The organism is Dechloromonas sp. ARDL1 (assembly GCF_051122455.1).
In the GTDB taxonomy this organism is placed as follows: Bacteria; Pseudomonadota; Gammaproteobacteria; order Burkholderiales; family Rhodocyclaceae; genus Azonexus.
Genome location: NZ_CP168939.1, coordinates 2,424,895 through 2,443,891, shown reverse-complemented (window position 1 = coordinate 2,443,891; position 18,997 = coordinate 2,424,895). Strand labels below are relative to the sequence as shown.

The window sequence follows — 18,997 nt, the reverse complement described above, 5'->3', positions numbered from 1 at the left end:
AGGCGGGTTTATCGTTACAGGGGGAAACATGCAAGTCGATCAACACGATCTCCATCACGATTTTCCGGAGTTTCACGACGCAATCCATGCGCTGAAAGCCGGAAACGCCCATTTTGCCAAGCTGTTTGCCAGCTACAACCGCCTGACCGGCAAGGTCGAGGATCTGGAAGCGCACGACATGCCGGTTGCCGACTTCACCATGGAAGACATGAAGAAGCAGCGCGTCAAGCTGAAGGATGAGCTTTACCACATGCTGCTGGCCTTCCGTGCCGGCCAGCAATCCGTCAAGGCCTGATTCGGCCATTGCCCGATCATGCATCCGGTAGAATCGCCGGATGCATTCCTTGCCTTACTGGCGCCTCTCGGGCTACTACTTTTTTTATTTCGCCTTCATTGGCGCCTTCTCGCCCTACTTTGGGCTCTACCTCCAGTCGCTGAAATTCTCTGCTTGGGACATTGGCCTGCTGATGTCACAAATGCAGTTGATGCGCCTGTTCGGCCCAAATTTATGGGGGTGGCTGGCGGATCGTTTCGGGCGTCGCCTGGTGATCATTCGGTTGGCGGGGGCAATCGGGCTGGCTGGATTTTCCGCTTTCTTCTGGCTGGATCGTTTGCCTGGGATGTTACTGGCGATGGCTGTTCTCGCCTTTTTCTGGAGCGCTGCGCTTCCGCTGGTTGAGACCCTGACTTTCGACCATTTGCGTGACGATTGCGCACGCTACAGTCGCATCCGGTTGTGGGGATCGGTAGGTTTCATTGTTGCCGTCATGGTGACCGGGACACTGCTCGATTTCGCACCACCAGTTGGTGTGTTGTGGGTGTGTTGGAGCATTCTGCTGGGTATTCTGGGTTACGCCCTGACCCTTCCAGAGTCTCCTCCCGTGGTGCATGCGCGTGAAGATGTTCCGATTGGCAACATCCTGCGTCAGTCCAGGGTCAAGGCACTGATGGCTGCTTGCTTTGCGATGTCCGCGGCGCACGGGGCGTTCTATGTTTTTTTCTCCATTCATCTCGATGCGCACGGCTATGCCAAGACCGAGGTGGGTTTGTTGTGGTCGCTCGGCGTTGTCGCCGAAATCGTTGTCTTCATGTTCATGGCGCGCTTGGCGAGGCGCTTTTCGCTGAGACGCATACTGCTGGCCTGCTTTGCTGCTGCCGTCATGCGTTTTTTGTTGATGGGCTGGGGCGTCGAGTCGCTGTTGATCATGGCATTCGTGCAACTGCTGCATGGGCTGACTTTTGGGGCTTACCATGCGTCGGCAATTGCTGCGGTCAACTTGTGGTTTCCCGGCAAGACACAGGGGCGTGGTCAGGCACTTTATTCCAGCCTGTCCTTTGGCGCAGGCGGCTTGCTGGGCGCGCTGATCAGCGGGAGCACTTGGGAAATGCTGGGGGCGGGCTGGACATTTACCCTGAGTGCCGGCTTTGCTGCCCTGGGCTTTTTGCTTATCTGGAGAGGTGTTCCGGATGACGTTGGCACGCTTGCCGCGGGCCGGGAAAAAAATACCGATCCTGTGCAATAATTCAAGGTTTTACGGCCAACTTTTCCTTCCATGCCGAAGACACTTTACGACAAGCTCTGGGAAAACCATGTTGTCCATCAGGAAGCGGATGGCACTGCTCTTCTCTATATTGATCGCCATCTCGTTCACGAGGTGACCAGCCCGCAGGCTTTCGAAGGCCTGAAGCTGGCCGGTCGCAAACCGTGGCGGGTCTCATCTATCGTTTCGACTCCGGACCACAATACGCCGACCGATCACTGGGATGAAGGCATCAAGGATCCGATCTCCCGTCAGCAGGTCGAAACGCTGGATGCCAATATTCGCGAAGTCGGCGCACTGGCCTACTTCCCGTTCAAGGACCCGCGCATGGGCATTCTCCATGTTGTCGGTCCGGAAAATGGCGCGACGCTGCCCGGCATGACCGTGGTTTGTGGCGATTCGCATACCTCGACGCATGGCGCCTTCGCCTGCATGGCGCACGGCATCGGTACCTCGGAAGTCGAGCACGTGCTGGCGACCCAGTGCTTGCTGCAGAAGCGCTCCAAGACCATGTTGATTGCCGTCGAGGGCACCCTGGGCAAGGGGGTGACTGCCAAAGACGTGGCGCTGGCCATTATTGGCTCCATCGGTACGGCCGGTGGCACGGGTTACGCCATCGAGTTCGGCGGCAGTGCTATTCGCGGCCTGACCATGGAAGGGCGTATGACCCTGTGCAACATGGCCATTGAAGGCGGTGCTCGCCTGGGCTTCGTAGCGGTCGATGATACGACCATCGATTACCTTAAGGGCCGTCCCTTCTCGCCGACCGGCGAAACATGGGAGCGCGCCGTGGCCCACTGGCGCACACTGCACTCCGATACCGGCGCCCAGTTCGACCGTGTGGTTACCCTGAGGGCGGAGGATATCCGCCCGCAGGTAACCTGGGGTACTTCTCCAGAAATGGTCGTGCCAGTGGATGCCGTCGTGCCGGATCCGGCCAAGGAAGCCGATCCGGTCAAGCGCGAAGGGATGGAGCGTGCCTTGCAGTACATGGGCTTGAATCCGAACACCCCGATCAATCAGATCGCCATCGACAAGGTCTTCATCGGGTCGTGCACCAATTCACGGATCGAGGATTTGCGTGAAGCTGCCTCGGTACTCAAGGGGCGCCACGTAGCGGCCAACGTCAAGCTGGCCTTGGCCGTGCCAGGGTCTGGCCTGGTCAAGCGCCAAGCCGAGGCCGAAGGGCTGGATAAGGTCTTTGTGGCGGCTGGTTTCGAATGGCGCGAGCCTGGATGCTCGATGTGCCTTGCGATGAATGCCGATCGGCTGGAGCCAGGCGAGCGCTGCGCTTCTACCTCGAACCGCAACTTCGAAGGTCGTCAGGGGCCGGGCGGACGTACGCATCTGGTCAGTCCGGCGATGGCGGCGGCGGCGGCGATTGCCGGCCGCTTCGCCGATGTTCGGGAGGTTCTGTAAGTGATGAGCAGGCAGCACTTTTTCCTGGTTGCATTGCTGGCGGTGTTTTCATCCGCCTGCAATACGGCACAGGGCGTCAAGAAGGATGTCGCAATCGGTGCCGAAAAAACGGGCGAGGCCCTGCAAAAAGGGGGCGAAGCGGTTGGCAGCGCGTTGAACAAGACGGGTGAAGTGGTCGGTGGTGCCATCAAGAAAAGTGGCGAAGCCGTACAGAAGGTGGTGGATTAATGGATAAGTTCGTTCGTCTGGATGGCTTGGTGGCACCGCTCGATCGTAGCAACGTCGATACCGATGCGATCATCCCGAAGCAGTTTCTGAAGTCGATCAAGCGTTCCGGTTTTGGCCCGAATGCTTTCGATGAGTGGCGTTACATGGATGTCGGTCAGCCGGGGCAGGACAATTCGCAGCGGCCGAAGAATCCGAATTTCGTCCTCAATCAGCCGCGTTATCAAGGTGCCGAGATATTGCTCACCCGCGCCAATTTCGGCTGCGGCAGTTCGCGTGAACATGCGCCTTGGGCCTTGCTCGACTATGGTTTCAAGGCCATCGTCGCCGAGTCGTTCGCCGATATCTTTTTCAATAACTGTTTCAAGAACGGCATCCTGCCCATCGTGCTGCCGTCAGCAGAAATCGAGGCCCTGTTCCAGCAAGTCGAGACGGCGCCGGGGTACAAGCTGGTGGTCGATTTGCCGGCGCAAGCGGTGATTCGTCCGGATGGCCACGGCATTCCCTTCCAGATCGACGCATTCCGCAAGGAATGCCTGTTGAACGGTTGGGATGATATCGGCCTGACCCTGCGTCATGCCGAAAAGATTCGTGAATTCGAGGCCAAGCGCCGTGTCGAACAGCCGTGGCTGTTCTCCTGATAAGGAATAGAAATGAAGATTTGTGTTTTGCCGGGTGACGGCATCGGTCCGGAAATCATGGCGGAAGCCGTCCGTGTGCTGCAGGCGCTGGATCTCAAGTTCGAGCTCGAAGAAGGCCTGATCGGCGGCGGCGCCGTGGATGCGACCGGCACGCCCTACCCGGAAGCCACCAAGAAGCTGACTGCCGAAGCCGATGCTGTCCTGCTTGGTGCCGTCGGCGGCCCGAAATGGGATGTGTTGGCCCGCGAACTTCGTCCGGAGCGCGGTCTGCTCGGTATTCGCAAGGACTTGGCCCTGTTCGCCAATCTGCGTCCGGCCATTCTGTATCCGGAGCTGGCGAATGCCTCAACCCTGAAACCGGAAGTCGTTGCCGGCCTGGATATCCTGATTGTCCGCGAACTGACCGGTGATATCTATTTTGGTCAGCCGCGCGGTATTCGTGAGGAGAACGGCGAGCGCGTCGGTTTCAACACCATGGTGTACAGCGAATCCGAAGTCCGCCGCATTGGCCATGTCGCCTTCCAGGCTGCCCAGAAGCGTAACAAGAAGCTGTGTTCGGTGGACAAGATGAACGTGCTGGAAACCACCCAGCTCTGGCGCGACGTGATGGTCGAAGTGAGCAAGGACTACCCGGATGTCGAGCTCAGCCACATGCTGGTCGATAACGCCGCCATGCAACTGGTGCGTGCGCCGAAGCAGTTCGACGTGATGGTCACCGGCAACATGTTCGGTGACATCCTGTCCGATGAAGCCTCTATGCTGACCGGCTCGATCGGTATGCTGCCGTCCGCCTCGCTCGATGCCAACAACAAGGGCATGTACGAGCCGTCGCACGGTTCGGCACCAGACATTGCCGGCAAGGGGCTGGCCAATCCGCTGGCCACCATCCTGTCGGTCGCCATGATGCTGCGCTATACCTTCAATCTGGAAGAGCATGCCGTGCGCATTGAAAACGCCGTCAAGAAGGTGCTCGCCCAGGGCTATCGCACCGGCGACATCTACGAGCGCGGTACCAACAAGGTCGGCACCAAGGAAATGGGTGATGCCGTGCTGGCGGCGCTGGCGTAAACCGAACAGCGGGTTCGTGCGTTAAACAAAGGTTTTATTCGGAGAGTAAGTCATGAAGAAGGTTGGTCTGGTCGGTTGGCGTGGCATGGTTGGGTCCGTGCTGATGCAGCGTATGGTCGAAGAGGGCGATTTCGCCCATATCGATCCGGTGTATTTCTCCACTTCGGCTGCCGGTGGCAAGGCCCCGGTGTTCGGCGGCAAGGAAGCCTCGCTGCCGCTGCAGGATGCATCCAATATCGATGCGCTGAAGGCGTGCGAAATCATCATTACTTGCCAGGGCGGCGACTACACCAAGGAAGTCTTCCCCAAGTTGCGCGCCACCGGCTGGAACGGTCACTGGATCGATGCCGCCTCGGCGCTGCGTATGGCCGATGACGCCGTGATCATCCTCGATCCGGTCAACATGAACGTGATCAAGGACTCCCTCGCCAAGGGCGGCAAGAACTGGATCGGCGGCAACTGTACGGTTTCCCTGATGCTGATGGGCCTCGGCGGGCTGTTCCAGAACGATCTGATCGAATGGGCCACCTCGATGACCTATCAGGCCGCCTCTGGTGCCGGTGCGCAGAACATGCGCGAACTGATCGCCCAGATGGGGACCATTCATGCCTCCGTGGCCGACCTGCTGGCCGACCCGGCTTCCGCCATCCTCGACATCGACCGCAAGGTTGCCGAAACCATCCGTTCCGACGCCTTCCCGAAGAAGAACTTCCGCAATACCCCGCTCGCCGGTTCGCTGATTCCGTGGATCGACGTGCCGGTCGAAGGCGGTCAGTCGAAGGAAGAGTGGAAGGGCGGCGCCGAATGCAACAAGATTCTCGGCAAGCCGGCTTTCCGTTCCCCGGGCTCGATCCCGATCGATGGCCTGTGCGTCCGCATTGGCGCCATGCGTTGCCACAGCCAGGCGCTGACCATCAAGCTGAAGAAGGACGTACCGCTCGACGAGATCAGCGACATGTTGGCCAAGGCCAACCCATGGGCCAAGGTTGTGCCGAATGATCGCGAAATCTCCGAGCGCGAACTAACCCCGGCCGCCGTGACTGGTACGCTGACCGTGCCGGTCGGCCGTCTGCACAAGATGGCGATGGGCCCGGAATACCTCGCTGCCTTCACCTGCGGTGACCAGCTACTGTGGGGGGCTGCTGAGCCGCTGCGTCGTATGCTGCGTATTCTGCTCGACGCTTGAGTCTTTCATTTTTGCGATAAAAGCCGGGGTTTTTCCCCGGCTTTTTTATTTGTTGGGAATATGCAAAAGTCGGTAGATTAGAAGCGGGATTAGCTTGCATTGCTAAGTCCATGATGTTAATTTGAAAGTCCCAAATTCCACCTCAGGGTTTCGCTGTGACCGAAACTAAACACACCCAATTCAAAAAGCGCGCCGTGGCTCTTGCCGTCGCGTCGTGTTTGTCGTTCGCGCCATTGATTGCCCAGGCTGCCGGGCTAGGGAAATTGACCGTTCTGTCGGGGCTAGGCCAGCCTTTGCGTGCCGAGCTGGATATCGGCGCGACGAAGGATGAATTGGCCGGGATGAGTGCGCGTCTGGCGCCTCAGGATGCCTTCAGGCAAGCCGGTGTCGACTTCGCCAGTGTGTTGCTCGATCTGCGGTTTGCAGTCGAAAAGCGTCCCAATGGACAGGCCGTGGTCAAGGTCTCGTCGTTAAAGCCCATCAATGAGCCTTTCCTGGATTTTCTCGTCGAGCTGAATTGGCCTGCCGGTCGTCTGGTTCGCGAGTACACCTTCCTGCTTGATCCGCCCGAAATAGCAGCCAAGCAGACCTCGCGTCCAGTAGCCGAGGCGCGCATTGTTGAAACGGTACGCGGCGGCGGGGTTGCAGAGGAGCGTCCGGCACCGGTCAGGGCGGCGCCGCGTCCGGCTTCGACGCCGAAGGTCGCGGCCGAGCCAAAGCCGAGGGAGGAGAGTGGCAATACCCGTGTCGTCCAAACAGGCGATACGCTGCGCAAGATCGCGGACGAGACCAGACACGACGGTGTGACGCTTGAGCAGATGCTCGTTGGCTTGTTCCAGAGTAACCCGGATGCGTTTATCGCCCAGAATGTGAACCGGCTCAAGGCGGGCGCCATTCTGAACATACCCGAGAAATCCTCGGTGGAATCGGTCTCTCCGGCTGAGGCGCGCAAGATTTATGTCACCCAGACCAGCGATTGGAATAACTATCGTCAGAAACTGGCTGCCAGCACCGCCAAGACGCCCGCCAAGGCCGATGAAAGCGGCGCCCAGTCCAGTTCGGGCAAGATTACCGCCAAGGTCGAAGAAAAGGCGGTGCCCGCGGAGCAGGCGAAGGATCAGCTGAAGGTCGCCCGCACCGATGCGGCCGCCAAAGGGGCAGCTGCCACCAAGGCTGCCGATGCGGCCGAGCAGGTCGCCCGCGACAAAGCGCTCAAGGATGCGCAGGAGCGCATGGCCCTCCTTGAAAAGAATGTGGGTGAATTGCAGAAGCTGCTGGAAATGAAAAACCAGAAGCTTGCCGAATTGCAGCAGCCGCCGAAGAAGGAAGAGCCGAAGCCGGTTGAGCAACCGAAGCCGGCTCCGAAGCTCGAAGAGTCGCCCAAGCCTGTCGAAGCGCTGAAACCGCTTGAGCAACCGAAAGTCGCCGAAGAGACAAAGCCTGTTGAGCCCCCCAAGCCTGCGGAGACAAAACCGGAGGTCAAGCCGGCTGAACCGGCAAAACCGGTTGAGCCGCCGAAGGCTGTGACGCCGCCCCCAGTTCCTGTCCCCGTTGAGGAGCCGGGCATTATGGACTCCCTGATGGAAGACCCGCTGCCGCTGGTCGGCGGTGGTGGCGTGCTGGCTTTGCTGGCGGCTTATTTCGTGGCGCGGCGCCGTCGCACCCAAGGCGCATCGGTTGAAACGACCGCTGCGCCAATGCCGTCGAGCCTTGGTCCGAACTCCGTCTTCCGCATGACCGGTGGGCAAAGCGTCGATACCGGCAATACGCCACCGCAGACCGGCGATTTCAGCCAGACGGGACCAGGAACGATTGATACCGACGAGGTCGATCCTGTTGCCGAGGCCGACGTCTACATGGCTTATGGGCGTGATACCCAGGCCGAGGAAATCCTGCTTGAGGCATTGCAGAAGGATCCGCAGCGCACGGCAATTCATGCCAAACTTCTGGAGATTTACGCCAACCGGCGTAGCCTGAAGCAATTCGAGACGTTGGCCAGCGAGCTTTATGCTCAGACCGCCGGTGTCGGCGCGGACTGGGAAAAGGTGGCCTTGCTGGGTGCGGCTCTTGATCCCGGCAATCCGCTTTATGGCGCCTCTCAGGCCCAGGCGCTTGCCGACAATCAGCTTCCCGAGCCGAGTGCTGCTCCGGAGATTCCCTCTTTGCCGGAGAGCTTCGAGGCGGCGTCGGTTGTCGAAGCGGTGGCACAGTCTGAGATTTCGGCGGATGTGCCGCTCGAAGAGGTGCCCGCTCCGCTTCCGGGGATCGGGTTTGCCGACGGTGTCGAGCGGGACACCATGGTCATTCCTAACGAGCCAAACGACTCTCAGCAAGCGAGCGAGCCGAACCCAGCCGGTGAAGCGATGGCCGACAATGTTGATGGAATGACCCTCGATTTCGATCTGGGCGAGGCCACTGTTGCTCCGGATCTCAGTGAATCCGAGGAGAGCGCGGCAGATGAGATTGCGCTCCAAGGGGGGGATGCACTTGATTTCGATCTGGCTACCGAGCTTGGCGAGCCGGAGCCGCAGGTGCGACAACCAGCGACGCAAGAGCCAGTTGCGGTCGTCCGGGATGAGTCGCCGGCAGATTCGGGGGCCATCGATTTCGAACTGAATGTTCCAGCAGAGCCTTTGCTGGAGCAATCGGCTGCCGATGTGCAGGCACCTGATTTCTCGCCAGAGGGGACCCTGGTGATGCCTTCGGCTTCCATTTCCGAGGACTTCGATGTCGGTTTGGGAACGTGGGTTGGCGTCGAGGGGCAGGGAGTTTCCGTCGATACCAGCGAGGGTGCCAATGCCTCAACCGATCCATCGCTGACGCGTACGGTGGTCAATTCGCTCGCTGGCACGGATACTTTCGTCGGTGGGGAGGATCTGCTGAACTTTGGTCGGGAAAGTTCGCCCGAGAATCTGAGCAGCACGGTCGTGAATCCGGGCGTGGTCGATACCGATGCGCTGGAATTCGATGTCAAACTGAGTGAGTCCGTTTTCCTTGGCGAACCGATGGCGCCGTCGGAATTCGATATCGGTTCGATCAATCTCGACCTCTCTGCCCAGCCAGAGCCCGCTCCGGCACACGAGGCCCCGGTCGCACCGGTTGCGGAGCCGGCGGTTCAGCCGGCGGCTGCGGCGCCAGTGCAGGATGCGCAGTGGGAGGAGGTCAATACCAAGCTCGATCTGGCCAAGGCCTACGAGGAAATGGGTGATCTCGAGGGCGCTCGCGAGCTTTTGCAGGAAGTGGTCAGCGAAGGTCCGGTGGATCTGGTTGAGCAGGCGAAGACCATTCTCGCGCGCATAGCCGGGTAGAATTTGGGTTTGCGAATAGGCACATGGCCCCGCGAGGGGCCATGTGCATTTTGGGAGCCTGGATTTGCATCCAACCTGTGCGTTGATCGTCTGGCTGGCCGCCGTTGTCGGGGCGCAGTTTGTCGGCTATGTCGGCTTGGTTTTGTTGGCCATGGTTGCGCTGGCATGGGCGCCACGTAGCGCGTATCGATGGCTGGCCTATGTGCGTCGGGCCAGATGGCTGCTGCTGGCGCTATGGTTGATCCTTGCCTACGGGGCACCGGGCGAGGCATGGCTGGACAGAGCCTGGGCGCCGACCTACGAAGGCATGGCCGAAGCCGGTTTGCAGGCTGTTCGCCTGCTGGTCATGCTGCTCTGGCTGGCTTGGCTTTTTACAAAGCAGGGGTTGGAGGGGATGGTCAGCGGTTTGTGGGGGCTGCTTCGCCCTTGGAGCAGCTTAGGCTTCAAGGCCGAGCGCTTGGTTGTACGCTTGTCGCTGGTTCTCGATAATTTGCAGACTCCTCAGGAAAAAGGGGGCTGGCGACGCATGTTGCTGACCGGGGGGCACGATCCCGAGGGACCGGTCAGCCTTGGTTTGCTTGTCGTTCCATGGGCGCCCCGGGATACCGTGGCGGTGCTGGGTTGTATTGCGGGATTAGCTGGAGTGTGGGTGCTGTGAGAATTGCGCTTGGGATTGAATATTGCGGCACGAATTTTCGCGGTTGGCAGAGCCAGGCTGGCGGAGGGACGGTGCAGGATGCGCTGGAGCACGCCTTGCGTCAGATCGCCGGAGCGCCGGTCGGCGTGCTTTGTGCCGGGCGAACCGATGCCGGGGTGCACGCCACGCAGCAGGTTGTCCATTTCGACAGCGATGCCGAGCGTCCCTTGACTGCTTGGGTGCGCGGCGTCAATTCCAATCTGCCGGACGGCGTGGCGGTACGCTGGGCCAAGCCGGTGAGCGATGAATTTCATGCCCGCTTCAGCGCCCGAGGCCGGCGTTACCGCTATCTGCTGCTCAATCGGGCGCAGCGCCCGGGCTTGTGGCAGGGGCGGCTGGGCTGGTTCCATTTGCCACTCGATGTCGTTGTCATGCAGCAGGCCGCGGCCCGTCTGCTCGGCGAGCACGATTTTTCGGCTTTTCGGGCGGCTGAATGCCAGGCCAAATCGCCGGTCAAGACGATGATTCAGGCATCAGTGCGCCAGTTCGGCAGCATGATCGTCTTCGATTTCGAGGCCAGCGCCTTCCTGCATCATATGGTGCGCAACCTGGTCGGGACGCTGGTCCATATTGGTAAAGGAGCCCAGTCGGCAGGCTGGGTCGACGAATTGCTGGGCATGAAGGACCGCAAGTTGGCGGCCCCGACCTTTTCTCCGGATGGGTTGTATTTCCGCGGCCCGGTCTATGAGGCGCATTGGGCGCTACCGGATCCGGCCGACGATTTCCTCGATGGGATACTGGCATGAAAACCCGAATCAAGATTTGGGGACTAGTAAAACATAATTTGCTAGTATCCAAACATGATCGCGTACTCGTACATTCGCTTCTCCAGCGTTGAGCAGAGAAAAGGCGACTCCTACAGACGCCAACTTGAGGCATCAGAAAAGTATGCCCAAGAACACGGCCTGACACTTGATACATCCTTCAAGCTCCATGACTTGGGGCGATCTGCCTTCGACAAAGCCAATGTCACCAAGGGAAAGCTAGGTGCATTCCTTCGTGCTATTGAAGACGGTAGGGTGCCCAAAGGGGCATACCTGCTAGTTGAATCGCTGGACCGTTTGTCTCGAGCTCAAGTGTTGGATGCACTGACCCAATTCACCGCGATTCTCACTGCTGGCGTCAGCATAGTTACGCTGTCGGATAGGCAGGTGTATTCGCATGAATCCGTCAGCGATAACCCGATGCAGTTGATGGTCTCGATCCTCATCATGGTCCGAGCGCATGAGGAATCGCTCACAAAATCTGATCGAGTTGGTAAAGCGTGGCAGCGAAAGCTTGATGAGGGGCTTAAAAATCACAAGCTGGTAACTAAAGCCGTGCCCAAATGGATGCGCGTTGTTGATGGGAAGATTGAATTGATTCCTGAGCGCGCTGACGTTATAAGGCGAATTTTCACGATGGTTAAGAATGGTTTGAGCCAAGACACCATCGTTCGAACGCTGAATGCGGAGATGTCCGGTTGGAATAAGGCAGGTGAATGGCATCCTTCCTATATCCAAAAGCTGACGATGAACCATGCAACGTACGGTGCATTTGAAACTGGCGGGAAGATTTCTGAGGGCTATTTCCCTGCGGTTATTTCCAAAGAAGAGTTCGACTACGTTAGGTCGTTGCGCAGTAAGCGTAGAACTCGCGGCGATGTTGGAGCGCCTGGAATCAAGCGAGGGCATGGTGTAACGAATCTATTTTCTGGTTTGGTTTACTGCGGTTACTGTGGTGCCAGAATGCAGATTGCTACCAATTTTTCAAAGAAGCACAACCGCACCGACAGATACCTGATCTGCTATGGAGCAAGGATCGGTAAAACGGATTGCGAAATTATCCGCTGGAATTATCGGGACATAGAGGGAGCCTTTTTGCTACAAGTTCCTTATGTCGATTTGGGGACTGTATTCGGTGGGAGGAAAAGCGAGAAGCTTGAGCACTTGGAGTCTGAGCGAGCGAAACTGCTCGGCGTGCTTGAAGGCGCCGAAAAGAAAATTGAAAACCTTTACGCTGCGATTGAAGAAGAGCCATTGCCCGGCCTGGTTAAGCGCCTCAAGGATGCAGAGGCAGCGAAAATTGAGCTTGAAAAAAATTTGGCCTTGATCAGTGCTGAGCTGACGATTGAACGCGTATCTGGTGATACAGGCCGTTCAAGGATGAAGATGTTGCTGATGCTTTTCAAGGCAATGAAGCAAGAGACAGATGAACTCCAGCTACGCACAATTCGCGAAGGGCAGAGGTGGTTCCGCGAATCCGGACATCGAGTTAAGTGAAATCTCTGCTTCAATGGGCGATGGAAATCGCCTGCCTAGGAGCAGAAGCAATGAGAAGACCCCGCCGTAACCACACAGCCGCCTTCAAGGCCAAAGTGGCGATTGCCGCCCTCAAGGGCGATGAGACGCTGGCTGCGTTAGCAGAGAAGTTTGACGTTCATCCGAATCAGATTACGCAATGGAAGACACAATTGCTCGAGAACGCCTCGGGTGTCTTTGCGACGGCTGCCGAGAAGCAGGCGGCCACGCCGGACCTGAAGGATTTGCATGCAAAGATAGGCCAGCAGGCGTTGGAGATTGATTTTTTGGCCGTCGCGCTCGGTCGCATCGGCGATGCGAGCGCAAAACGATGATCGACAAGGCCCACGATCTGCCTGTCGTCAGGCAAGTCCAGTTACTTGAGCTTTCGCGTTCTTCTGTCTATTACCAGCCGCAGCCCACATCCGAAATCGATTTGATGCTGATGCGGCGGATTGATGAACTGCACCTGGAGCATCCCTTTGCCGGTGCGCGGATGTTGCGCGATATGCTCAAGCTCGAAGGCCATGAAATCGGTCGCAAACATGTCGGTACGCTGATGAAGAAGCTCGATATCCAGGCCATCTACCGCAAGGCCAACACCAGTCGGCGCAACCAGGCACACCGCATCTATCCCTACCTGCTGCGCGGCCTTGCCATCGAGCGTCCGAATCAGGTCTGGGCCATGGATACGACCTACATCCCGATGCGCCGGGGCTTCGTCTATCTGAGCGCGGTGCTTGATTGGGCAACCCGTCGGGTGCTGAGTTGGCGCCTGTCGAACAGCCTGACGGCTGATCCCTGCGTCGATGCTCTGGAAGAGGCCATCATGAAGTATGGCCGACCGGAAATCATGAACACAGACCAGGGCAGCCAATTCACCAGTTCGGCCTTCATTGGCTTGCTTCAGGAGCACAGCATTCAGGTCAGCATGGATGGCAAGGGCTGCTGGCGCGATAACGTATTCGTCGAACGCCTCTGGAAATCGGTCAAGTACGAGGAGATTTACCTGCACGGCTACGACACCGTTTCCGAGGTCCGACAGGCGCTGGCCCGCTACTTCGATTTTTACAATCGTCGTCGCCCGCACTCAACGCTTGACGGGCAAACCCCGGATACGGCTTACTTCAACCAGCCGCTGCTCGCCGCAGCGGCTTAACCCGCAGAGAACTCACTTAAGAAAACCAAATTTCTGTCCAACTGCGCGGGGCCACCTCTGCTTTGTGCTTTATGGCATTGCCGCCATTCTGTTGGCCGAAGGTATAGTGGACCGGGTGCTGGTGCTCTGCCCTTCCAACACCATCGAAGCGGGCCTGCTTGGCAAGTTCAAGGAACTGGCAACGAATGCCGACTTGCGCGACGCCCTGCCACCGGGCGCGCGCATCACAACCCCGCGCGTAATTAACGCCTCCGAAACCATCGTGGATGGCGCCTTGTGTGTGGAGAACTATCACGCGATTCTTGAGCATGTGAATTCTTCCATTCGCGACAGCCTGAAAGGGAAAGGTGAGCGTGTCGCCGTCCTGAACGATGAAGCACACCATGTCGCCAACGAGACCGGCCAAACAGTCGGCAAGTGGAAAGAATTTCTGCGTTCGCCTGACTACGGCTTTCGTCATGTACTCGGTGTGTCCGGCACTTGCTACGTTGGCGACGAGTATTTTTCTGACGTACTGTTTCGTTATTCGCTGCGGCAGGCGATTGAAGAGCGTTTCGTCAAGAAGGTGGAATACGTGGCAGAAATGCCCGTCACACATGGGCAGGAAGATCGCTGGCAACTGATTTGGCAAAGGCACGCGGATTGGAAAAAGAAACTGAAGAGCCGAGGAATTCGTCCGCTAACCATCGTAGTGACTCAAAAGATTGCCGCCTGCAAACAAGTTGCCGAGGAACTGACCGACTGGCTGGCAGCATGGGAAAAAATCAAACCCGAAGAGGCACGCGCCAAGGTATTGGTGGTGACGTCAGCGAAAGAGCATCAGGTAAACGTCGCCTTGTTGCGCGGAGTGGATAGCCCGGCCAGCAAGGTGGAATGGATTGTTTCGGTGTCGATGCTTTCGGAAGGCTGGGACGTGAAGAACGTATTCCAGATCGTTCCGCATGAGGAACGCGCCTTCAATAGCAAGCTGCTGATTGCGCAAGTGCTGGGGCGCGGCCTGAGGAAGCCCGACGCCTGGACTGGTGATGACCCGGTGGTGACGGTGTTCAACCATGATTCGTGGTCCGGCCGCATCAAGCATCTGGTCAATGAAATTCTGGAAATTGAGCGTCGGCTGACCTCATCTCCACTGGCGGCGTCGCCCTATCATTTCGAGCTGCAAAATCTGGATTACACCCGGGAGGAAGAAGTCACCGACTACGCGCAAAGCGGCGAGTATCAGATATTTGAGAAGGGTTACGTGGTGTTACCGTCGCAGGTTATAGACCAGGCCGTGACGGTGGAATTCGAGGACGCACTGACCGGTAAGCACTCCAAGTTCGCCGGAACATTGCAGCAGAAGACCTTTTCTAGCGATGAGGTTGCCGAACAGCTCTACCAGCGATTAAAAAGCATTGATCAGGAATCCGCTGATTCCAGCGATCCGGCAGACCGCACCAACTACGCCAAGCGTTTCCCGCGCGAGAAATGTGCCGCCATCGTCGCCGAGTCGCTGCAACAGGCGGGTATTACCGACGAGCGCATTACCGACGACAACCGACAGAAGTTCTTGCAGGCCATTGGGCCGCTGCACCGCAAAGGCTCGAAGCGAGTAGTTTATGTGCTCTCGCCTCAAGCATTGAAGTCGTTCAACACCGCAACGCGGCAATCGGATAGCTGTAGTGCAGCAGAATTGCGCCGGGGTTCCAAGTCGATTTTCTACACTGACGGCTGCAAGGCGACGCTGCCCGACGAGCAGCAAGAATTTTTCGCAGAAGTTGCCGATCCTGATGGGGAGTTTATCAGTGGCCGGGTAGAGGTAGACAACCCGGCGGATTTCAAAACCCCGATGAATCTGACGATTGCCGACGCGACGCCGGAACGAAAATTCATCCGCGAACTAACAAAGCGGATGAATTCGCAGCACATCGACGCTTGGCTGAAAAACGCTGCCATGAATTTCTACACGCTGGAATACGCCTGGAAGAAGGGCGAGCACCCGAAGCGAGGCGAATTCAGCCCGGACTTTCTCATCAAGTGCGGCGGGCAGGTTTTCGTTACGGAAATCAAGGACGACGGCGAGATAACCGACCCCTCGCCTGAAAACGTGAAAAAGCACGAATACGCCAGCGCGCACTTTGACCGACTGAACGCCTGGCTGGCAAAGGGAGGACTTGCCGAGCGCTACCAGTTCAACATGGTAGCGCCGCGCGATTTCAATGCATTTTTTCAGAAATTGCGCGAGGGGACGCTTGTCGCGTTCCGATCTGAATTAGATGTGGCAATGATTAACGCGGGAACGAAAGCTTCGCCCAGCTAAGCGTCCAGACTAAAGCAGCACAAAACCAGTCTCCGCAACGATGCTCGCACACGTTGCCTAAGTAATATCATGCCCCAGATGATTCAATCCGCATCATCATTCGCCTCCGTTTCATGAATCCGAAGGTATTCCACGTACGCTCGAAGCATCTGCCTGATCAATTGGCTGCGTGGAAATCCCTCCTGATGTGCAATCTCGCTCAGGTCTTCGATGAGGTCGGTGGGCATTCGACAGCTTACGATCTGCATCATTGCTCGCCCTCCCCATCATTGGTCACATATCCCTTGAAGTAGGTATAGCTGGTTCGAGGGGTATCCTGTAGCTGACGAGCAGCAGCCCATGTCGATAGCCAGGCATCGAAAAACTCCTCGAAGGCGCTGTGCGCCATCTCTGGGGTTAAATCGGCAATTTTCATTTTTATCTCCTTTGTTGTTATTGATTGTTCGAGATCAGCGGGGCAAATTCGGTCGAAAAAAACCAGTTCGCGTAGTTTTCGCCTCGCCCTACTTCCTTCAGGTCGTAACTAACCACTCGCTGCTGATCACCTTCGGAAGCAACAATTTCCTGCACATGCAAACTTCCATATTTCACCAGCGATAGCCAATTCGCCTCTGCCACCTGCCGGAACCCGATCATCGACTCGTCAGGCACCTTGGCCAACAGGTGAAAATGCAGGTTGTCAGCACATACGCCAAACTCAGGGAGGGCAACGAAAAACAAGCGCTGCTCTATCGGCTTCCGGTAGTAAAGGCGCCCATGCAGTTTGCGATCAACGAAGGAGGCCCAAGTTTTGATCTTGTCCCTGCCTGCCGCATAGGTCGTAGGGCGATTGAAATTGGCGGTGATGTGCAGAGTGAACTGCTGATCCCGAAGGAACTGGTTGAGATGGGGTAGTAGGATATGGCTGGGCATTGTTCGCTCCTGTTCTTCTTGTTCTTGTTCCGCTTCGCTCTTTCTCCCTGATCCTGAACAGAACAATGCAATATGGCTCTTGCTCAAGGCCATCAGGAACTGCAGCGAAGCGACGGGCAATACCATCCCAGCGGCGAGTCACGCTCACCGGAAATTCTGTATTACCTTTTATTTATTGCATTCCGCTTAGCACAGTTGCAAGACAGCCCATCTCGGCTTACGATTTTGTCATTGGAGGGCAGGAAGCGACAGGAAACGGAAAACGAGCCGACTGCGTCATTCGCAAGCACACCTTGCGGCCTCTGGAACGAATAACTAAATCAAACGGCTTAAAATCAAGCCACAACCTCAGGAAAGATGATGGAAAACTCTGGTGTCATGATGCGAAAATTTGTCGTTTTAGCTGGTTTTACTGTTGCAGGCGCTGTCGGCGGGTTATTGTTCGCTCTGCTGATGAATTTCGCCTTTGGTATAGAGAATACATACTCCTCTTTTGCCAAGTTCTTTGGCGTCATGGGGTTACTTTTCGGACTGTACATGGTGTTTGGCCCCAAAGCCGCGCAAGAGGAATAGGCATCACAGGCAAACCCGTTCGAAATGTTTACAAATGGCAATAGGTAAACATTGCCAATCCCCGTAACCAAACTGGTTTGAGCGTCGTTTCCACGGTCACGGCCATGTTTTAAAATTGCACTTGTCATGCATTTTTGAAATTTTGCCATGAATCATCCGCTTGAACGCCGCGCCGCAGTCCTCGATGAAGCCCTCATCAAACGCCTGATCGCTGTCGCCAGGAATGGCAAAAACGGCCTACGCAATGAGGCCATGATCTACCTCTCGTTCGGCCTTGGGCTTCGGGCCAAGGAGATGGCCGCCTTGAAAGTTCGCGATGTGATGCTGCCCAATGGCGATCTGCGCGACGAATTGCTACTGGGCCGCAAGGCAACCAAGGGCGGCAAGGTTCGTCTGGTCTATTTGACCCAGCCAGCAGTCAGGAAATCGCTGGCCCGATACTTGGCAGAGCGGAAGGAAGTCGAGGGTATTCTGTTCAATCCCGATTCTGCCCTGCTCAAATCGCAAAAAGGCGGCGCTTTCAGCCCCAACACCCTGCAACAGCTATTTGCCCGGTTGTACGAGGCAGCAGGGATAAACGGGGCCTCCAGCCATTCAGGCCGACGGACATTTGCCACCGGCCTGATCGAGCGAGGCGTGGATATCAAGGCAGTCTCCACGCTCATGGGTCATGCTTCAGTCGCCATGACCGCACGATACGTGGAGAACAACCCTGTACGCCTCAAGCGGATTTGCGGCGAAGTAGCGATTGGCCTTTCACCAACCCACTAACTCTCTGCTTGATGCTTAGCCCGACGAGAGGTGGTCATACACCTTGAAATTTCCGAGGATGCGACGCTTGAGGGCGCACACCTCATTCTGTGTTAACTGATGCGAGGACAGGCTATCGAAGAGCAGATTGATTCCGACCATGACGTAATCGAGCAAATATTCGAGTTCATGAGGTGCGTAATGCATCACGCCATTTCGCATACGAATAGCTGGCTCCGCTTCAATATAGCCTTGCAGGGTAGAGAGATCGACAACCATCCAAAGCGTGGTAGGGATTTCCCCTGTTTCAGCCCGACGCGCCATTAGCTGTTCCCACAGGTCATTGCCCGGGGTAAGCCAAGGTCCAGAATGAGGCGCAATCATCTCCTGCAACAGACGATGAATTTCCTTGTCGTTCTGTTCAGCGATAGCCATTATGCGACCTCCGCTTGGTTGAAGGAGAGAAATACGACCTCCTTCGCGATGCAGTTATGTTTATCGGACGGTGGCAGATACATCAGGTTAATGACATCCCACAGCGGCGAATTTGGGCTGGTATCAATGCCGTATAAAACCGACAATTGCCCCTCGACCGCCAACACTTGATCCATCACAACCATCAGATATTCTTCGCCGGAGGCTTCCTGATATAAAACGGCCAACCGCCATAGCAGCCAATCACAATAAGCATAGCCTTGGCCTTCTGGTCGAAAATTTCGGAAGGCCATATATTCCCCGTACAGATCTGTAGAAACCACCGAAAACCGAGACGACTGATTGTCTTGAATAGTCGCCGGATATTGATGATGCAATGCGGCGCGATTTAATTTTTCGACCAGATCGATTTGAGCGGTCGGCAAAAATTCATGCGTGAAAACATTCCCATCGGTCTGCATGCCTACCAGTGCATTGGCTAGCGAATTCAGTTTATCGTTCATCG

General features: G+C 56.9%; 20 protein-coding genes. 14 read left to right on the top strand and 6 right to left on the bottom strand.

The window, feature by feature from the left end; all coding sequences use genetic code 11:
* Positions 1-28: 28 nt before the first annotated feature.
* From AB6Q56_RS11995 to AB6Q56_RS11935, 13 genes are all read left to right on the top strand, one after another.
* A complete protein-coding gene (locus tag AB6Q56_RS11995) occupies positions 29-295 on the top strand; it encodes a YdcH family protein (protein ID WP_434513407.1) in 267 nt (88 codons plus the stop codon).
* 40 nt (positions 296-335) lie between these two features.
* A complete protein-coding gene (locus AB6Q56_RS11990) occupies positions 336-1,523 on the top strand; it encodes an MFS transporter (RefSeq protein WP_434513406.1) in 1,188 nt (395 codons plus the stop codon).
* A 30-nt stretch (positions 1,524-1,553) separates the two neighbouring features.
* Positions 1,554-2,960 (top strand): 3-isopropylmalate dehydratase large subunit, encoded by a 1,407-nt coding sequence (leuC, locus tag AB6Q56_RS11985; protein ID WP_434513405.1) that lies wholly within the window; start codon positions 1,554-1,556, stop codon positions 2,958-2,960.
* A gap of 3 nt (positions 2,961-2,963) precedes the next feature.
* Positions 2,964-3,188 carry an entericidin EcnAB gene (locus tag AB6Q56_RS11980; RefSeq protein WP_434517154.1) on the top strand — a complete coding sequence of 75 codons (225 nt, stop codon included), beginning with the start codon at positions 2,964-2,966 and terminating at the stop codon, positions 3,186-3,188.
* Positions 3,188-3,826, top strand: a complete 639-nt coding sequence (gene leuD / locus AB6Q56_RS11975; protein ID WP_434513404.1) for a 3-isopropylmalate dehydratase small subunit — start codon at positions 3,188-3,190, stop codon at positions 3,824-3,826. The genes AB6Q56_RS11980 and leuD overlap by 1 nt, the downstream gene beginning before the upstream one ends.
* 12 nt (positions 3,827-3,838) lie before the next feature.
* Positions 3,839-4,894, top strand: a complete 1,056-nt coding sequence (gene leuB, locus AB6Q56_RS11970) for a 3-isopropylmalate dehydrogenase (RefSeq protein WP_434513403.1) — start codon at positions 3,839-3,841, stop codon at positions 4,892-4,894.
* Between the two features lie 52 nt (positions 4,895-4,946).
* Positions 4,947-6,080 carry an aspartate-semialdehyde dehydrogenase gene (gene asd, locus AB6Q56_RS11965; protein WP_434513402.1) on the top strand — a complete coding sequence of 378 codons (1,134 nt, stop codon included), beginning with the start codon at positions 4,947-4,949 and terminating at the stop codon, positions 6,078-6,080.
* Between the two features lie 194 nt (positions 6,081-6,274).
* Complete coding sequence (locus AB6Q56_RS11960; protein WP_434513401.1) at positions 6,275-9,388, top strand: FimV/HubP family polar landmark protein; 3,114 nt, start codon at positions 6,275-6,277, stop codon at positions 9,386-9,388.
* A gap of 64 nt (positions 9,389-9,452) precedes the next feature.
* Positions 9,453-10,046: a hypothetical protein gene (locus AB6Q56_RS11955; RefSeq protein ID WP_434513400.1), complete on the top strand. Its 594-nt coding sequence runs from the start codon at positions 9,453-9,455 to the stop codon at positions 10,044-10,046.
* On the top strand, positions 10,043-10,831 hold the full coding sequence (gene truA, locus AB6Q56_RS11950; RefSeq protein WP_434513399.1) for a tRNA pseudouridine(38-40) synthase TruA: 789 nt from the start codon (positions 10,043-10,045) through the stop codon (positions 10,829-10,831). Before AB6Q56_RS11955 ends, truA begins: the two co-directional genes overlap by 4 nt.
* A 54-nt stretch (positions 10,832-10,885) precedes the next feature.
* Positions 10,886-12,346, top strand: coding sequence for a recombinase family protein (locus AB6Q56_RS11945; protein ID WP_434513398.1), 1,461 nt, complete (start codon positions 10,886-10,888; stop codon positions 12,344-12,346).
* Between the two features lie 50 nt (positions 12,347-12,396).
* Positions 12,397-13,523, top strand: a protein-coding gene (locus AB6Q56_RS11940) for an IS3 family transposase (RefSeq protein ID WP_374755713.1) whose coding sequence is annotated in 2 segments (ribosomal slippage) — positions 12,397-12,655 and positions 12,655-13,523 — 1,128 coding nt in all. Because the reading frame shifts where the segments join, the coding sequence is not laid out codon by codon here.
* A gap of 64 nt (positions 13,524-13,587) precedes the next feature.
* On the top strand, positions 13,588-15,822 hold the full coding sequence (locus AB6Q56_RS11935; protein WP_434513397.1) for a DEAD/DEAH box helicase: 2,235 nt from the start codon (positions 13,588-13,590) through the stop codon (positions 15,820-15,822).
* 83 nt (positions 15,823-15,905) lie between these two features.
* On the opposite strand, the gene AB6Q56_RS11930 is transcribed toward AB6Q56_RS11935, so the two are convergent.
* The 4 genes from AB6Q56_RS11930 to AB6Q56_RS11915 form a co-directional block, all read right to left on the bottom strand.
* On the bottom strand, positions 15,906-16,073 hold the full coding sequence (locus tag AB6Q56_RS11930) for a ribbon-helix-helix domain-containing protein (RefSeq protein WP_434513396.1): 168 nt from the start codon (positions 16,071-16,073) through the stop codon (positions 15,906-15,908).
* Positions 16,070-16,237 (bottom strand): hypothetical protein, encoded by a 168-nt coding sequence (locus AB6Q56_RS11925; protein ID WP_434513395.1) that lies wholly within the window; start codon positions 16,235-16,237, stop codon positions 16,070-16,072. The genes AB6Q56_RS11930 and AB6Q56_RS11925 overlap by 4 nt, the downstream gene beginning before the upstream one ends.
* Before the next feature lie 17 nt (positions 16,238-16,254).
* Entirely contained in the window at positions 16,255-16,827 is a 573-nt protein-coding gene (locus AB6Q56_RS11920; RefSeq protein WP_434513394.1) for a hypothetical protein, read from the bottom strand.
* Positions 16,828-17,069: 242 nt separating this feature from the next.
* Entirely contained in the window at positions 17,070-17,456 is a 387-nt protein-coding gene (locus AB6Q56_RS11915) for a hypothetical protein (protein ID WP_434513393.1), read from the bottom strand.
* Here AB6Q56_RS11915 and AB6Q56_RS11910 point away from each other — a divergent pair.
* Positions 17,455-18,078: a tyrosine-type recombinase/integrase gene (locus tag AB6Q56_RS11910; RefSeq protein ID WP_434513392.1), complete on the top strand. Its 624-nt coding sequence runs from the start codon at positions 17,455-17,457 to the stop codon at positions 18,076-18,078. The genes AB6Q56_RS11915 and AB6Q56_RS11910 overlap by 2 nt on opposite strands.
* Before the next feature lie 15 nt (positions 18,079-18,093).
* Here AB6Q56_RS11910 and AB6Q56_RS11905 read toward each other — a convergent pair whose 3' ends face one another.
* Positions 18,094-18,492: a hypothetical protein gene (locus tag AB6Q56_RS11905; RefSeq protein WP_434513391.1), complete on the bottom strand. Its 399-nt coding sequence runs from the start codon at positions 18,490-18,492 to the stop codon at positions 18,094-18,096.
* A complete protein-coding gene (locus tag AB6Q56_RS11900) occupies positions 18,492-18,995 on the bottom strand; it encodes a hypothetical protein (RefSeq protein WP_434513390.1) in 504 nt (167 codons plus the stop codon). The genes AB6Q56_RS11905 and AB6Q56_RS11900 overlap by 1 nt, the downstream gene beginning before the upstream one ends.
* Positions 18,996-18,997: the final 2 nt, after the last annotated feature.

Bases quoted from the DNA above. Each gene is read 5' to 3' on its own strand.
- AB6Q56_RS11995 (WP_434513407.1), top strand. From the start codon at position 29: ATGCAAGTCGATCAACACGATCTCCATCACGATTTTCCGGAGTTTCAC.
- AB6Q56_RS11990 (WP_434513406.1), top strand. From the start codon at position 336: ATGCATTCCTTGCCTTACTGGCGCCTCTCGGGCTACTACTTTTTTTAT.
- leuC (WP_434513405.1), top strand. From the start codon at position 1,554: ATGCCGAAGACACTTTACGACAAGCTCTGGGAAAACCATGTTGTCCAT.
- AB6Q56_RS11980 (WP_434517154.1), top strand. From the start codon at position 2,964: ATGAGCAGGCAGCACTTTTTCCTGGTTGCATTGCTGGCGGTGTTTTCA.
- leuD (WP_434513404.1), top strand. From the start codon at position 3,188: ATGGATAAGTTCGTTCGTCTGGATGGCTTGGTGGCACCGCTCGATCGT.
- leuB (WP_434513403.1), top strand. From the start codon at position 3,839: ATGAAGATTTGTGTTTTGCCGGGTGACGGCATCGGTCCGGAAATCATG.
- asd (WP_434513402.1), top strand. From the start codon at position 4,947: ATGAAGAAGGTTGGTCTGGTCGGTTGGCGTGGCATGGTTGGGTCCGTG.
- AB6Q56_RS11945 (WP_434513398.1), top strand. From the start codon at position 10,886: ATGATCGCGTACTCGTACATTCGCTTCTCCAGCGTTGAGCAGAGAAAA.
- AB6Q56_RS11930 (WP_434513396.1), bottom strand. From the start codon at position 16,073: ATGATGCAGATCGTAAGCTGTCGAATGCCCACCGACCTCATCGAAGAC.
- AB6Q56_RS11925 (WP_434513395.1), bottom strand. From the start codon at position 16,237: ATGAAAATTGCCGATTTAACCCCAGAGATGGCGCACAGCGCCTTCGAG.
- AB6Q56_RS11920 (WP_434513394.1), bottom strand. From the start codon at position 16,827: ATGGCCTTGAGCAAGAGCCATATTGCATTGTTCTGTTCAGGATCAGGG.
- AB6Q56_RS11910 (WP_434513392.1), top strand. From the start codon at position 17,455: ATGAATCATCCGCTTGAACGCCGCGCCGCAGTCCTCGATGAAGCCCTC.
- AB6Q56_RS11915 (WP_434513393.1), bottom strand. From the start codon at position 17,456: ATGGCAAAATTTCAAAAATGCATGACAAGTGCAATTTTAAAACATGGC.
- AB6Q56_RS11905 (WP_434513391.1), bottom strand. From the start codon at position 18,492: ATGGCTATCGCTGAACAGAACGACAAGGAAATTCATCGTCTGTTGCAG.
- AB6Q56_RS11900 (WP_434513390.1), bottom strand. From the start codon at position 18,995: ATGAACGATAAACTGAATTCGCTAGCCAATGCACTGGTAGGCATGCAG.